Below are 14,594 nucleotides of genomic sequence, written 5' to 3' on the forward strand. Positions count from 1 at the left end.
GTCGCCAAGGCCGCCGGACTGGCGGTGTCAGCCTGCGGAGCGCGGGTAAGACCGGGACTCGTCCCGGCGCAGCGCGATGAAACAGGAACCCACCCCAAGCCGCGCCCGACAACAGCGCGGCAGACGGGAATCGCCCTCCTTTAGGTGGGCGAGGATGCCAAACCCTTGACGTGCTGATCCCCGTCGTCGACTTCGGCCAGCAGTCCGCGTACGCGCCGCACGGCGCCCTGCGTTGGGCCGTCGTCGCCCTGGTCACCGCCGGGTGGCTGCTCGCCACGACCGCCGCGGCGGGGCTCAACCGGGTGCTGCGACGGAACTGAGCCGACGGCGAGTCCCTGCCTCGACACCCGTACAAGCGTCTCTACAGCTACAGGCATAGCAACGGCTAGAAGCATCGCGACGGCCGCGAACGTCGCGACGGCCGCCGATTCGAGCGGAACCGCTCATGATCGAGCAGCCGTTACCTGGAGGTAATAGTTCCGCAACCTTGACTGTATTGGTCCAGTCCAATAGCGTCACCCCCGCACAGAACCCCACAGTAAACAACTCCCCCATGCCGTCAGCTTGTTGACGGACCATCATCCCTCCGGGAGGGCCCCCGTGGTTTCCCGACGTTCCTTCCTGTCCGGAGCCGTTGCCGTCGCCGGCACGGCTGCGCTCAGCCCGTTCTCTCCGGTCTCGCCGTTGACGTCCACTGCGGCGGCGGCCGGAGTCTCACTCCCCGTGAAACTGGCGAATAACTCCGGCCAGAACACTGTCTACGCCTACATATCCGGCACCGACAGCAGCGGCTGGCCTGTCTTCGTCTCGGCGAACGGCACCCTGAACCGGCTGCCCAACCCGTCGTCCGCGGTGACCCCGATCGCCGACTACTCCATTCCGCTGGGCGCATCGGGTTCGGCCGCCACCACCGTCAACCTCACCAACTACGTCATCGGCGGCCGCGTCTGGTTCTCGGTCGGCAAGAAGCTCCAGTTCTTCGTCAACCCGGGCACCGTGCCCGGCGTGGTGCAGCCCGCCCTGGTGAGCTCCGACCCCAACTGGGCCACCAACTGGACGTTCTGCGAGTTCACCTTCAACAGCGCCAACCTCTACGCCAACATCTCCTACGTCGACATGGTCGCGCTGCCGATCTCGATGGCCAGCACCGGCAGCGGAGGCAACCAGTCGGTCAGTCCGCTGCCCGCCGGCGCCCTCGCCTCCATCGCCTCCGGCCTACAGACACAGCACGCCTCCGACGGAGCCCCCTGGGACAGGCTGGTGGTCACGGACTCCACGGGCGGGGTGCTGCGCGTCATGGCGCCCTCGCACTCCCCGGTGGACTTCGGCGGCTACTGGGACGACTACCTGAACCGGGTCTGGAGCCACTACGCCTCCACCCCCCTGACCATCAACGGCCAGGGCAGCATCGGCTCCTACACCGGCACGGTCTCGGGCAACGCCATCGTCTTCTCCGGCCTCAACACCAACGGCGTCCCGTTCACCAAGCCGAGCGCCGTCGACATCTTCGGCTGCGCCTCCGGTCCCCTCTACAACTCCGGCGGTGACGCACGCGGGGCGATCGCCGCCCGGCTCGCCGCCGCGATCAACCGCAGCTCGCTCCTGGTCTCGGGCGGCAACAACAACCCCGACGGCGTATTACCCTCGCTGTACTACCAGGACTCGATCACCAACCACTACGCGCGGCTCGTCCACAAGTACGCCACCATCGGCTACGCCTTCCCCTACGACGACGTCGGCCCCACCGGCTCGGCCCCGGTGGACGGGCACATCCAGGACGGGGCGCCCACCTCGTGGAGCATCACCCTGGGCGCCGGCACCGGCTCGGGCGGAGGGTCCGGGGGCGGTTCGGGCGCCGTCAGCGCCTACAGCACCATCCAGGCGGAGTCCTACTCGGCACAGAGCGGGACCACCACCGAGAGCTGCTCCGACACCGGCGGCGGCAGCGACGTGGGCTACATCTCCAACGGTGACTGGCTGAAGTTCTCCTCCGTGGACTTCGGTTCGGCCTCCCCGGCCCAGTTCAAGGCCCGGCTGGCGTCGGGCGCCGCCGCCGGCATCAGCGGTGCCATCCAGGTACGGCTCGACAGCACCACCGGTACGAAGATCGCCGAGATCGACTTCGCCAACAACGGCGGCTGGCAGAGCTGGCAGACCGTTCCCGCGAACACCGTCGCCTCCGCCACCGGAGTCCACGACGTCTACCTGGTCTTCTCGGGGAGCACTTCGGACTTCACCAACGTCAACTGGTTCACCTTCTCCAGCTGACCTCCGGCTCCTCAGCGGCGACGGCGACAACCACCACCGCGGCAGCAGCCACAGCGGTGCAACCACCCCACAGGAGCGGTTGCACCGCGCCCGCCATGACGGTCCCGGCCGAACCCCCGCGCCGGTCCGCGTGTCAGTGGGCGATGTTGTCGATCAGTTCCCGGGCGCCCTGGCGCAGCAGGGCCAGGGCGACGGACGCCCCGAGGTCCGACGGGCTGAGTCGCCCGGCCCATTCGTGGGCGTTCAGGACGGTCTTCCCGTCCGGGCTGAACACGCAGGCGCGCAGGGACAGATCGCTCCGGGACGCCTTCGCGTATCCCGCGATCGGGCTGTTGCAGTGGCCCTGGAGGACGTGCAGGAACATCCGCTCCGCCGTGGCCTCCCGATAGGTGTCGGAGTCGTTCAGAGCGCTGACGACGTCGATCGTGGAGGTATCGGCCTCACGGCACTGAAGTGCCAGGACACCGGCCCCGATCGGCGGGCACATCGTCTCGGTCGACAGGACCTCGGTGATCACGTCGCGGCGGCCGATGCGCTCCAGCCCGGAGACGGCCAGCAGCAGGGCGTCGACCTCACCCGAAGCGAGCTTGTCCAGGCGGCGGTTGGCGTTGCCTCGGAACGGCACGCATTCCAGATGCGGGTGGGAGGCCGCGAGTTGAGCGACCCTGCGCACCGAGGAGGTTCCGATCCGGGTACCGACGGGAAGTTCGTCGAGGAGCAGGCCGCCGGGGTGGACGAGGGCGTCACGGATGTCGTCACGCTTGAGGAACGCGGCGAAGGTCGTGCCGGCCGGCAGTGGTCGGTCCGCGGGTACGTCCTTGACGCAGTGCACCGCGAGGTCCGCCTCACCGGCCACGAGGGCGGCGTCGACCTCCTTGGTGAACGCCCCCTTGCCCTCGACCTGGGAGAGGTCTCCCATCCACTTGTCGCCGGTCGTCTTCACCGGGACCACCACGGTGCGGAGACCGGGATGAAGCACGCCGAGCCCGGCGCGTACGCGCTCCACCTGGGCCAGGGCCATGGGCGAGTCGCGGGAGACGATGCGGATCAGCTCAGGGGCGGACATGTCGTACACGATAGTGCGTCGGGGCCGGACTCCCCCGGTCATCTCGGAGACCCATTTCGGGCACACGGCAAGGAGGTTGCAGTGACGGTGAGGTGCCTGGAGCTCGGTGCGCCACAGGAGCGGAGCGCGGACCGCGTCGAACACACTTCGCGCCCACACTTCGCGCCCACTCGGCCCGTCACACCGTCACCCCGGTCGGCCCCGCCCCTCCGCGGGCCGAACCTGTCCTCCGTCGTCCTGATTGCCTCGAATCGCACCGCCTGCGTGGGGATTGCCCGGCCCGGATCGGGGCTGGGCCCTTACCCAGTCCTGGGGCGCCGAAACGGTCGGAGGGCTGTTCACAGCGCCGTCGCGGCGCCCTCGTCGTCGTGTTGTCGGCAACACACCTCGCGTGAAACAAGTCACGGCTGCGCGCTGTGCCAAACAGGCTGCTCCTCCATGTAAGTTCCTGCGTCCAAGGGGCGTGGACTCCCCCTGATCAGCCATCCGTGCCGCACATCCGCGCCCCCCGAGGGAGACATCGCCATGCCCGCACAAGAACCGGCCCACCACCCGCCCCAGCGTGTCGGAGTGGTGGCCGAGTCCACTCCCGGGGAGACCCGTGTCGCGGCGACGCCCGCCACGGTGCGCCAGTTGGTGGGTCTTGGCTACGAGGTCGTCGTCGAGTCGGACGCCGGCACGGCGTCGGGCTTCACGGACGCCGCCTACTGCGACGCGGGCGCACGGGTGGGCGACGCCTGGCAGACGGACGTCGTACTCAAGGTCAACGCCCCCTCGTCCGGTGAGATCGCCCGCGTACCCGACGGCGCGACACTCATCGGGCTGATCAGTCCGGCCCAGCGGTCGGACCTCCTCACGGAGCTCGCGAGCCGGCCCATCACCGTACTGGCGCTGGACGCGGTGCCGCGGATCTCGCGGGCGCAGTCCATGGACGTACTCAGTTCCATGGCCAACATCGCCGGCTACCGGTCCGTGATCGAGGCCGCGCACGTCTTCGGGCGCTTCTTCACCGGCCAGGTGACGGCCGCGGGCAAGGTTCCGCCGGCGAAGGTGCTGGTGGCCGGCGCCGGCGTGGCCGGGCTCGCCGCCATCGGCGCCGCCTCCAGTCTCGGCGCGATCGTCCGGGCGACCGACCCGCGGCCTGAAGTGGCCGACCAGGTGAAGTCGTTGGGCGGCGAATACCTCGGGGTGAACGTCGCGCAGGAGGAGAGCACCGACGGTTACGCCAAGGCGACCTCCGCCGACTACGACCGCGCCGCGGCCGAGCTGTACCACCAGCAGGCGATGGACGTGGACATCGTCATCACGACCGCGCTGATCCCGGGCCGCCCCGCTCCCCGTCTGCTCACGGCGGAGGACGTGGCGGCGATGAAGCCCGGCAGCGTCATCGTCGACATGGCCGCCGCCCAGGGCGGCAACGTGGCGGGAACCGTCGCGGGCCGCACCGTGGTCACCGACAACGACGTCACGATCATCGGGTACACCGATCTCGCGTCCCGGCTGCCCACCCAGGCATCTCAGTTGTTCGGCACGAACCTGGTGAACCTCCTCAAGCTGCTGACGCCCGGCAAGGACGGCCGGCTGGTCGTCGACTTCGACGACGTGGTCCAGCGTGCGGTCACCGTGGTACGCGCCGGTGAGATCACCTGGCCTCCGCCGCCGGTGGCCGTCTCCGCGCCGGCCGCCGCCCAGCCCGCCCGCGTGGCCGCCGCGCAGCCCAAGGAGTCGCGGCTCACCCCGGCGGTCCGGTTCGCCCTGATCGGCGCCGGCATGCTGGCGATGTTCGCCCTGGTCGCGTTCGCGCCGGCACAACTCGCGGCGAACTTCACGGTCTTCGCGCTGGCGGTGGTGATCGGCTACTACGTGATCGGCAAGGTGCACCACGCGTTGCACACACCGCTGATGTCGGTCACCAACGCGATCTCCGGGATCGTGGTGATCGGAGCGCTGTTGCAGATCGGGCACGAGAGCGCGGTCGTCACCACGCTCTCGTTCGTGGCGATCCTGCTGACGAGCGTGAACATCTTCGGCGGCTTCGCCGTCACCCGCCGCATGCTGTCCATGTTCTCGAAGGGCTGAGCCGCCATGACCTCAACCACAGCCTCACATGCGGCGGATCTGGTCGCCGCTCTGCTGTTCATCCTCAGCCTGGCGGGGCTGTCCCAGCACCGCACCTCCCGTGCCGGTGTCGTGTACGGCATCGCCGGCATGGCCCTCGCCCTGGTCGCCACCGTCGTGCTCGCGGCACAGAGCATCACCGCGGGCGCGGTCACGCTGATCGTCGTCGCGATGGTGCTGGGCGCCGCGATCGGCATCTGGCGGGCGCGGCAGGTCGAGATGACCCAGATGCCCGAGCTCATCGCCGTGCTGCACAGCTTCGTCGGCCTCGCCGCGGTGCTGGTCGGCTGGAACAGCTACCTGGAGGTCGAGGCGCGCGGGGCCGCGCAGACCCACGTCACGGCCGACCTCGTGGGGATCCACCACGCCGAGGTGTTCATCGGCATCTTCATCGGCGCGGTCACCTTCACCGGCTCGATCGTCGCGTTCCTCAAGCTGTCGGCGCGCATCAACTCCCGGCCGCTGGTCCTGCCGGGCAAGAACGCGCTCAACGTCGCGGCGCTGGCCGCTTTCGTGGCACTGACGGTCTGGTTCACGATCACGCCGAGCCTCGGTCTGATGATCGCGGTGACCGCGCTCGCGCTCGTCCTGGGCTGGCATCTCGTCGCCTCGATCGGCGGGGGCGACATGCCCGTCGTCGTCTCCATGCTCAACAGCTACTCCGGCTGGGCCGCCGCGGCGGCGGGATTCCTGCTCGACAACAACCTGCTGATCGTCACGGGCGCGCTCGTCGGATCCTCGGGCGCCTACCTGTCGTACATCATGTGCAAGGCGATGAACCGTTCCTTCCTCTCCGTCATCGCGGGCGGATTCGGCATCGAGGCTCCCTCGGGCGGGGACGAGGAACAGGGCGAGCACCGCGAGGTCCAGGCCCACGAGGTGGCCGAGCTGCTGACTCGGGCCAGGTCGGTCGTGATCACCCCCGGATACGGCATGGCGGTGGCCCAGGCGCAGCACCCGGTCGCCGAGCTCACGCGTCAGCTGCGGGAGCGGGGCGTGGAGGTCCGCTTCGGCGTCCACCCGGTGGCCGGCCGTCTGCCCGGGCACATGAACGTGCTGCTGGCCGAGGCCAAGGTGCCGTACGACATCGTCCTGGAGATGGACGAGATCAACGACGACCTCGCGGACACGTCCGTCGTCCTGGTCATCGGCGCCAACGACACGGTCAACCCGGCCGCGGAGGAGGATCCCACCAGCCCGATCGCGGGTATGCCCGTGCTGCGGGTGTGGGAGGCGGAGCAGGTCGTCGTGTTCAAGCGCTCGATGGCCTCCGGCTACGCGGGCGTGCAGAACCCGCTGTTCTTCCGCGAGAACAGCGGCATGCTGTTCGGCGATGCCAAGCAGAGCGTCGAGGACATCCTTCGCGCCCTTCCCTCCGACCCGCGCGCCAAGGCGTCGGGCGAAGCCGCTCTCGCCCGCTGAGGCCCGCGCCCGGCGCGCCCTGCCTCGGCTTCGGGCGCGGCCGTGTCGCCGTCGCCGGCCCTGATTCCCGAAACGGCCCGCGGCCCACCGTCTGCCTTCCGCGCCCCTGAGCGCGGAAGCGCAGCCGGTGGGCCGCGCGCCGTTTCGAAACGGCGCGCAGCCGGTGGGCCGCGCGCCGTTCGGAACGATCGGCTAGCCGATACGGGTTCCCGTGCCGCTCACACGGACGCGGGGGTCGCCCGCGCGCAGCGTCACCGTGAGCTCGCCGGGGCGGCCCAGGTCCTCGCCCTGGTGCAGGGTGAGAACGGCGTCCTCGGGAGCGAGGCCGAGCTCACGGACGTACGCTCCGAACGCCGCGGCGGCGGCGCCGGTCGCCGGGTCCTCCACGACACCGCCGACGGGGAACGGGTCCCGGACATGGAAGACGGTGGCTGACTCGCGCCAGACCAACTGCACCGTGGTCAGGTCGAGGCGGTGCATCAGGGCTTCGAGGCGGGCGAAGTCGTAGGCGAGATCGGCGAGTCGAGCACGTGTGGCCGCCGCGAGAACGAGGTGGCGGGCACCGGCGAACGCGATGCGGGGCGGGAAGGCGGGGTCGATATCGGCGCCCGGCCAGCCGAGTGCTGCGAGCGCCTCGTCGAGGTCGGCATCGGCGATCTCCTCGATGTGCGGCTCCACACTGGTGAGTGTGGCCCGGACGTTGCCGTTCTCCTGGGTCACGCTCACCGGCACGACGCCGGCCCGTGTGCTGAACACCAGCTCCCCGGGGCCGATCCGCTCGGCGAGGGCGATGGCGGTCGCCACGGTGGCGTGCCCACAGAACGGGACCTCGGCCTTCGGGCTGAAGTAGCGGACGTCGTAGGCCCGCCCCTCCTGGCCGTCGATTCCGTCCGGGAGCTCGGTCAGGAACGCGGACTCCGAGTAACCGAGGTCGGCGGCGATGGCCAGCATGGTGGCGTCGTCCAGGGTCGTGGCGTCGAGGACGACACCGGCGGGGTTTCCGCCCTCGGGTTCGCCGGAGAAGGCGGTGTATCGCAGGACCTCGGGCAGCGGCGCGTTCGTTGTCATGATCGCCAGAACGCGGGGACGACCGTCGGCTATTCCCAAGTCGCGGGCGCCGGGGCCGGGTCGGGTCACATGGGTGCGCGCCCGAGCACATGGGGCGTCACTCGCCTGACGCGGCCCCGAGGATCCGGCAGGTGTCATGTCTTCGTGGGGGCGGATGAGTTTCGGCGCCGCAGGTACAGGGCCGTGGTGAGAATGAGCAGCGGAAGGACCACCGCCGCGGCGATATAGAGGCCGGGGGTGGCCCAGGACGGACCCGGCCAGACGGACACATGGACGTCCGCCACGTCGTCAGCCGGATCGGTGTCGCCGCTGGGGTGTGCCTGGTCGCCGTCCGAGACCGTGACCCGGCCGCCGCCACCGGCGCTCTCCTTGTCGATGCGGAGGGTGAAGGGGAAGGTCGTCGTGGCCCCCACAGCTCCCGCGTGAGCCGTGCACACGTACCGTCCGGCGCTCGGCTGTCTCGCGGACGCTTCGGCCAGTGGCTTGTCATCGGCGGAGACGGCCCGGCAGTCCTGGTCGATCACCTCCTCGTCCCGTTCGAAGCGGTACGGCGAAGCCACGACCGTGGTGCCCGCCGGCACCGTGAAGACGACCTTCACCGCGGCCGCCGACGCGCCGGGACCGTTGTTCCGGACGCCGATCCGCACCCTGGCGTGACTGCCGACGGGACCTCGGGCCGTGTCGGCGACCGCCGCGAGCCCGCTCTGGTTGCGCACCTTGACGTGGAGCACCTGCTGATCGTCGCCGGCTGTGCTCGGCGCACCGGGGCCGGTATCGGAGGCCGGGACGAGACGCAGTGGAGACGCGTTGCCCGGCCGGTACCCCGAGGCGATCTCGGGTGGGGGTACGTAGTCGGCGCCGATGGCGTCGGCGCTGAAGCCGACGGTCGGATAGGTGGCGTCCCGGGCGGCCCGCAGGTGTTCGCGGGCGCCCAGGGCGTAGGACCGGCCGGGCGGAATGACGACGTCGGTGGCGGGGAGCCGGCACCACGCCGAACCACTCCCCCGATAGCGGCAGTTGCGGTGCCGGTCGCTCAAGGTGATGCCGTTGCCGGCTTCCATGCGCAGCGCCACTCCATGGGCGGGCACGTCACCGACGTTGCGTACGGTCAGACCGACCGCGAGGCTCTCACCGGGTTCCACAGGGCCCGGATCGGGGTGCAGGGCGACCCGGAGCTCCGGTCTGCCGACCACGATGAGGGTGTGACCGGTGACGGCCGGCCGGCCCGGCGCGGTCACGCGGTAGCGCAGCACCCCGGAGTCACCCGCCTTCGCGCCCTTGGCGGGACTCAGATGGAAGGCCTGGAGACCTCCCGCGCCTGTCCGGCCCGCCCGGGTGTCGCAGTGGTAGACGGGCAGGTGGACGACACAGTCGTCGAGGGCCCGCTTGACGGTGACGACGTCCTTCAGATCGCGCGCATCGAAGGTGATCCTGAGTCCGACCGTCGCACCGCCGACCCTCTCCTCGACCCTTAGGTCGGTTACCGTCCGATGCGGATCCCGCGAGACGTAGTGAACCGGGGGAACGACCAGCTTCACATCGGCTCCCTCGCTCGATGAGCACCCGGAGAGCAGAGAGGTCACGGCGGCCAGCAGGAACAGGAGGACGACGGCGGACCCGCGAGCGACCCCGCCTGTCCCCCGCACGTCGCGGCGGCTCATGACTGGCTACCGGTTATGTCCAGGGCTTCGGCATCCGGCACATACAGATGGCGGAGGCGGGCAAAAGCGGTCCGGCTCGGACGGGAGGGAAGGAAGTCCTTGATCCTTTCGGCGCATTCACGGGGGCTCGACGTACCGGTGTCGCACTCCAGGTCGTAGTCACCGTGAACGTGGACGAGGTCGTACTGGTGGGCGGCCAGGCCCGGCGGGCGATCTCCGCGGGCCTGTTCCCGGCGCACGAGTTCCTCCAACGGACAATGGATGCCCACGAACAGCACGTCCTCGGGCCGGAGGACCGTCAGGCAGTCGAGCAGCCGCCACCGCTCGCTGAGCACATGGTCCACGATGATGTCGTTGCCCACCTCGGCCATGGCCGCGATCGACCGGTGGAAGCCCATTCTGGTCCGCCGCAGAGCGGTCTCGAGTTCCGCGGCTTCGAGGCTTCGCCTGGTGCGCATGGCGTTGAAGCCGTCCACCGCCAAGTGGAAGAAGACACCGTCGTCGAGAATATCCAGGAGTTCGCGAGCGACGCTCGACTTGCCCGAACTGGACGTGCCGTTGAGGAAGACGATGCGGCCGGCTGTCATACGGGCATGATCACACGGCGGCGGCGGCGTCGGCTCCGCGGGTGCGGCCCCGGACACCGGGAGGAGGCCCGACGCCGCGTCCCTCGCCCGCCGCCCGGTGGAGGAGCGTGAGCGTCCCCGTTTGACCTTGACACCGTGGCAAGGCCTTCACTGCATGCCAAGGAGGTGGTCTCGATGACGGTCACGGGACAGGGCACGGACGCGGTACGAATTCTGCGTGGGCTGGAGGACGGCAGCTCGTCCGCGCGACTGCGCGCCGCTCTGGCGGCCGGCACGGCGCCCGACCCGCGTTTCGTCGCCGAACTCATCCGGCGATGCGCGATCGAGCCGGAGTTCTTCGTCCGCGACATGCTGACCTGGGCGCTCACCCGCCACCCGGTGTCCATGACACTCCCAGCCCTGCTCGATGAAGTCCGCTCGGAGCGGGCGCAGGCGCGAAGCCAGGCCCTGCACACACTGTCCAAGATCGGGGACCGGCGGGCATGGCCCGCGATCACATCGGCCCTGCTCGCCGACGCCGACCACGAGGTCGCGCGGAGCGCCTGGCGCGCCGCCGTCGTCCTCGTGGCACCGGGCGAAGAAGGCGTATTGGCAACGGAGTTGGCGGCCCAGCTCGGACGCGGTGGACGGGAGACGCGGCTGAGCCTCAGCCAGGCCATGGTGGCGCTGGGAGACGTGATCGAGCCGGTTCTGCTCGCCGCGGCCAAGTCCCCCGACGCAGAGGTACGTACGCACGCGCTCGCCACCCAGGGGCTGTTGCGCGATCCGGACGCCGGATTCGAGTCGGCGATCGAGGAGGCGAAGCGCGTCGCGGTCCTCGACGGACCCGGCCAGGACGGACGATAGGGCGTGTTGATCGGTGAGATGGCGCGACGGTCCGGTGTCAGTGCCCGCATGCTGCGGCATTACGAGTCGCTCGGTCTAGTGCGCCCTTCGGGGCGTACCGGCTCCGGCTACCGGGAGTACTCCGGGGACGACATCCGGCGGATCTTCCATGTCGAGAGCCTGCGGTCGCTGGGGTTGTCGCTGCGTGAGATCGGGCGCGCGCTCGACGATCCCGGTTTCACACCCTCGTCGCTCGTCGAGGGTCTCATCGACCGGACGCGCGAACGCATCGCGGCGGAGACCGAGTTGCTCACTCGGCTGCGCGGGATCCGGGCCGCGGAACCCGCCGACTGGGATGACGTCCTCCAAGTCGTCGCGCTGATGCAGGCGTTGGCCTCGCAGAGCGCCGACGCTCGCCAGCGCGCGGCGCTGTCCTCGGCCGGCGAGATTCCGGTGCCCGTGGAGGCCTTGGCCGAGGCGGTGCTGCGCGAGAGTGACCCGAACGTCGCCGGGGCCCTTCGGTGGGCGCTGGCGCGCTCCGGCGACCGCGGACCGGCGCTGCTCGCGAAGGGCCTGGGCTCACCACGGGCCGCCGTACGGGAACGCGCCGTTCGGTCGCTCACCGAGATGCCCGGCCCCGAGGCCACCGCACACCTGAGAACGGCCCTCGCGGACGCTGACGCCGTGGTCCGTGGGGTCGCGGCTCTGGCTCTGGGTACGCGCGGGGTGGCCGACGCGGTCCCGACACTCATCGACATGATCGTGGAGGGGCGCAACGACACCGAGGCGGCGGACGCGCTGAGCGTGCTGGCGGGCGACACCGCCACGGCGGACGGGCTCGCGAACGGGCTCCTCGACCGTCTCGCCGACCACAGCGCGGACGCACCCGCACGCGGACGGCTCACCCAGGCACTGGCGGGCATCCCGGGGACGACGGCGTCGGACGCGCTGGTGGAACTGTCGGCGGACGAGGACCGCGCCGTCGCACTGACCGCGGCCTACCTTCTTCGACTGCGCGACGCACGGTGACACCTGTCCCCTGGTCGGGCAGTGGGACCGGCTACGCGCGGGGACCCTCCAGGCCGACGGTACGGCGGACCGTCTCGAAGCCGACCACCTCGATGCGGGGCGTGCCGTCGACATCCCGGGTCAGGTGGACCTTGTTCTCGACCAGCAGTCCGCCGGTCACCACGTAGCTGCCGTCGGGCAGGACGCCGAGCGGCATGGTCCGGGAGCCGAGATGGAGGTTCAGGTCGCGTCCGTCACGGGTGAGGCGGTATCCGCCCTCGTAGTGCCCCAGGTACGGCGCGGTGGCGCCCGGGTCGGTCGGCGCGGTCCGGCGTCCGAGGGCGCGCAGGTCCTCCAGGGCGGCGAGGTACGCGGCGTGGACCTTGGCCGGGACGCCGTCGTTGAGGCCGAACCGTTCGCTGAGCAGCAGGTTGAGGACATAGAGGTAGAAGAACGGGCCGGTCGGGGTCGGGTTCATCCCGTTGAGCACGACCAGCCCGAGGTCGTGCCCGGGCAGGAATCCGATGTACGAGGTGAAGCCGTCGATTCCACCGTTGTGCCAGATCAGCGAGGTGCCGTCGCGGAACCGGTTGTGGATCCAGCCCATCCCGTAGCCGGACTCGGTGACGTCCGGGTCGAGATCCGGCGAGACGGGGACCGGGATGTGCGGCTTCCAGCACTCGGCGAGGTTCCCGGCCGACACCACTCGGCGGCCGTTCACGGAGACACCGCGCCGCAGTTGCATACGGACGTAGGCGGCCATGTCGTCGAGTGAGGCGAGCGTGCCGCCGGCCGGGGCGTAGCTGCCGACCGGGCCATAGGCGAGCGGCCTGGCGGCGCCACTGAGATCGGGTACGTGGCCGCGCATGAAGTCGGTGACCAGTCCGCGGGGGTCGTCCGCGATCCGGGCGCCGGTCATTCCGGCCGGCCCGTACACCCGGTCCCGCATCTCGTCGGCGAACGTACCGGTCAGGGCGGCGCTGGACACTCCGGAGGCGAGCAGCGGAAGGTAGCCGCCGACGGAGTACACCGTGTTGTTGTAGAGGTAGGTGGTGTCGGGCGGCGCCACCACCGGGAGGATGGCCAGGGACCGGAGCAGCTCGGGCGCGGTCGGGTCACCCTCGTGGAGACCGGACAGGGCCGGCGGCTCGTCGATGCCGGTGGCCATGCCCAGCAGGTCGCGGACCCGCAGGGAGCGCGTGAGGTGATCGGTGGGCGCTCGGAAGCCCGGCCAGGCGTCGACGACCCTCTGGTCCCAGGCCAGTTGCCGCCGGTCGACGTAGGTCGCGGCGAGCAGCGAGGTCATCGACTTGGTCGTAGAGGCGACCAGGAACCGGGTCGACGATGTGACCGGCGAACGGCTCTCCAGGTCGCGCACACCGAGCGGCATGCTCAGCAGTACCCGGTCCCCGCTCACGACGGCCACCGCCGCGCCCGCCAGACCCATGGCCGCGAACTCGTCCCGGACCCGGGCACCGAACTCCCCCCAGTCGTGCGGCACTTCCGCTGCCCGCGCCGGGGAGGACGGAACGTCGAGCCCGGCGGCCAGGCCTGCCGCCATCAAGCCCCGGATCGCCGTCCTGCGCGTCGGGCCGGTCGACGGGACCACGGTCGCGGGGTCGGGCCTCATGGGCGTTTCCTCTCACTGCTGCGGGTGGAGTGCGAACCGCTGCCGTACGGCGGGGGGACGGGGCGCCCCGGTGCGGCCGAAGCCGCGGCCGCGACGGCCCCGTCACCGTTTCGCTCGGTCAGCGGCCGTCGATGACGAGGAACTGGCCCTGGCTGTCGCGGTCGACACGGCAGGTCAGGTTGCCCTCGGAGGAGCAGTTCGGCTGCGCCTTGCCGTCCGTGGCGACGGTCGCCGTGACACGGACCTGCCCGGCACCGCCCTCGGACTGGTACACGGCCGAGGAGGAGCCGTCGATCGCGACATTGACGAGGTAGTTCGGGTAGATGGTGAGGGGGTATTCGCCGCTGCCGTCGTGCGACGCGAGCCGCACTCCGTCGAACGGAAGCCGGGGGCCCGTGGTGATGCGCAGCACCGCCGAGCTCGCGCCCGGAGCGCCCACGCCCGTCGACGGGGCTCCGTTCCCGTTCCCGGAACCGACGATGTTGTCGTGACCGACGTTGAAGATGTCGCCGTCGGCGCGCTGGTTCACATTGTTGATGACGACCAAGGGGCCGTCGCCCTTGCCGGCGGCGACAGCGGTCGCGGCGGCGGTGCCGGGCAGGGCGACGAGGACGGAGACGAGCAGTGCGGCGGCCCTGGCGACTGTGCGGTTCACGGATCGTTCCTTCGCGTTTGTTCCGTTGGGTTCGATCACGACCGTAGGAACCGCGCAACGGCTCGTGCCGCTTCGTCGCCCGCCCGGGTGGTGTCGCTGCGCCGATCGCCATAAACGCGGTGGCTCCAGAGGCTCGTACGGCAGCTGCTTCTGTCATGTGAAGCTTGGCGTCTTGACTTCCTCCCCGTCTAAAGGCGGGGGATTCCAGCGGTCGCCCGCTGGGTTTCCTGCTTCACCGACGACTGCCCCGTCCGGGAGGACTCCCGTTGAGGTCTTACACCGTCTC

General features: G+C 70.4%; 12 protein-coding genes. 6 read left to right on the forward strand and 6 right to left on the reverse strand.

The genetic code is table 11. The features are described from left to right. The first annotated feature begins 170 nt into the window (after positions 1–170). Positions 171–320, forward strand: coding sequence for a hypothetical protein (locus ABZV42_RS41305; RefSeq protein ID WP_356057358.1), 150 nt, complete (start codon positions 171–173; stop codon positions 318–320). Between the two features lie 280 nt (positions 321–600). Continuing rightward, positions 601–2,268, forward strand: coding sequence for a beta-1,3-glucanase family protein (locus ABZV42_RS41310; protein ID WP_356057360.1), 1,668 nt, complete (start codon positions 601–603; stop codon positions 2,266–2,268). A 133-nt stretch (positions 2,269–2,401) separates the two neighbouring features. Here the strand turns inward: ABZV42_RS41310 and hemC are convergent, their stop codons facing one another. Then, on the reverse strand, positions 2,402–3,334 hold the full coding sequence (gene hemC, locus ABZV42_RS41315; protein ID WP_356057362.1) for a hydroxymethylbilane synthase: 933 nt from the start codon (positions 3,332–3,334) through the stop codon (positions 2,402–2,404). A gap of 525 nt (positions 3,335–3,859) precedes the next feature. Here hemC and ABZV42_RS41320 point away from each other — a divergent pair. Both ABZV42_RS41320 and pntB read left to right on the forward strand, forming a co-directional pair. After that, positions 3,860–5,413: a Re/Si-specific NAD(P)(+) transhydrogenase subunit alpha gene (locus tag ABZV42_RS41320; RefSeq protein WP_356057364.1), complete on the forward strand. Its 1,554-nt coding sequence runs from the start codon at positions 3,860–3,862 to the stop codon at positions 5,411–5,413. A 6-nt stretch (positions 5,414–5,419) separates the two neighbouring features. Then, positions 5,420–6,874 carry a Re/Si-specific NAD(P)(+) transhydrogenase subunit beta gene (gene pntB, locus ABZV42_RS41325; protein ID WP_355984241.1) on the forward strand — a complete coding sequence of 485 codons (1,455 nt, stop codon included), beginning with the start codon at positions 5,420–5,422 and terminating at the stop codon, positions 6,872–6,874. 192 nt (positions 6,875–7,066) lie between these two features. Here the strand turns inward: pntB and ABZV42_RS41330 are convergent, their stop codons facing one another. From ABZV42_RS41330 to ABZV42_RS41340, 3 genes are all read right to left on the reverse strand, one after another. Continuing rightward, positions 7,067–7,942: a PhzF family phenazine biosynthesis isomerase gene (locus ABZV42_RS41330; RefSeq protein ID WP_356057366.1), complete on the reverse strand. Its 876-nt coding sequence runs from the start codon at positions 7,940–7,942 to the stop codon at positions 7,067–7,069. A 134-nt stretch (positions 7,943–8,076) separates the two neighbouring features. Beyond that, complete coding sequence (locus tag ABZV42_RS41335; protein ID WP_356057368.1) at positions 8,077–9,603, reverse strand: hypothetical protein; 1,527 nt, start codon at positions 9,601–9,603, stop codon at positions 8,077–8,079. Beyond that, complete coding sequence (locus tag ABZV42_RS41340; protein WP_356057370.1) at positions 9,600–10,190, reverse strand: AAA family ATPase; 591 nt, start codon at positions 10,188–10,190, stop codon at positions 9,600–9,602. The genes ABZV42_RS41335 and ABZV42_RS41340 overlap by 4 nt, the downstream gene beginning before the upstream one ends. A 174-nt stretch (positions 10,191–10,364) precedes the next feature. Here ABZV42_RS41340 and ABZV42_RS41345 point away from each other — a divergent pair, with 174 nt between their 5' ends. Continuing rightward, a complete protein-coding gene (locus ABZV42_RS41345; RefSeq protein ID WP_356057372.1) occupies positions 10,365–11,036 on the forward strand; it encodes a HEAT repeat domain-containing protein in 672 nt (223 codons plus the stop codon). 3 nt (positions 11,037–11,039) lie between these two features. Continuing rightward, positions 11,040–12,044, forward strand: a complete 1,005-nt coding sequence (locus ABZV42_RS41350) for a HEAT repeat domain-containing protein (protein ID WP_356057374.1) — start codon at positions 11,040–11,042, stop codon at positions 12,042–12,044. Positions 12,045–12,075: 31 nt separating this feature from the next. Here the strand turns inward: ABZV42_RS41350 and ABZV42_RS41355 are convergent, their stop codons facing one another. Both ABZV42_RS41355 and ABZV42_RS41360 read right to left on the reverse strand, forming a co-directional pair. After that, positions 12,076–13,653: a serine hydrolase domain-containing protein gene (locus ABZV42_RS41355; protein ID WP_356057376.1), complete on the reverse strand. Its 1,578-nt coding sequence runs from the start codon at positions 13,651–13,653 to the stop codon at positions 12,076–12,078. A gap of 118 nt (positions 13,654–13,771) precedes the next feature. After that, the gene (locus ABZV42_RS41360; protein WP_356057378.1) at positions 13,772–14,308 is read right to left on the reverse strand and encodes a hypothetical protein; all 537 of its coding nucleotides are present in this window, start codon (positions 14,306–14,308) and stop codon (positions 13,772–13,774) included. Between the last annotated feature and the right edge of the window lie 286 nt (positions 14,309–14,594).

It is taken from the genome of Streptomyces sp. NPDC005281 (genome assembly GCF_040607495.1).
In the GTDB taxonomy this organism is placed as follows: Bacteria; Actinomycetota; Actinomycetes; order Streptomycetales; family Streptomycetaceae; genus Streptomyces.

Excerpts from the sequence above, each read along its gene's own strand:
- ABZV42_RS41330 (WP_356057366.1), bottom strand. The coding sequence starts at position 7,942 with ATGACAACGAACGCGCCGCTGCCCGAGGTCCTGCGATACACCGCCTTC.
- ABZV42_RS41355 (WP_356057376.1), bottom strand. The coding sequence starts at position 13,653 with ATGAGGCCCGACCCCGCGACCGTGGTCCCGTCGACCGGCCCGACGCGC.
- ABZV42_RS41340 (WP_356057370.1), bottom strand. The coding sequence starts at position 10,190 with ATGACAGCCGGCCGCATCGTCTTCCTCAACGGCACGTCCAGTTCGGGC.
- ABZV42_RS41320 (WP_356057364.1), top strand. The coding sequence starts at position 3,860 with ATGCCCGCACAAGAACCGGCCCACCACCCGCCCCAGCGTGTCGGAGTG.
- ABZV42_RS41345 (WP_356057372.1), top strand. The coding sequence starts at position 10,365 with ATGACGGTCACGGGACAGGGCACGGACGCGGTACGAATTCTGCGTGGG.
- hemC (WP_356057362.1), bottom strand. The coding sequence starts at position 3,334 with ATGTCCGCCCCTGAGCTGATCCGCATCGTCTCCCGCGACTCGCCCATG.
- pntB (WP_355984241.1), top strand. The coding sequence starts at position 5,420 with ATGACCTCAACCACAGCCTCACATGCGGCGGATCTGGTCGCCGCTCTG.
- ABZV42_RS41335 (WP_356057368.1), bottom strand. The coding sequence starts at position 9,603 with ATGAGCCGCCGCGACGTGCGGGGGACAGGCGGGGTCGCTCGCGGGTCC.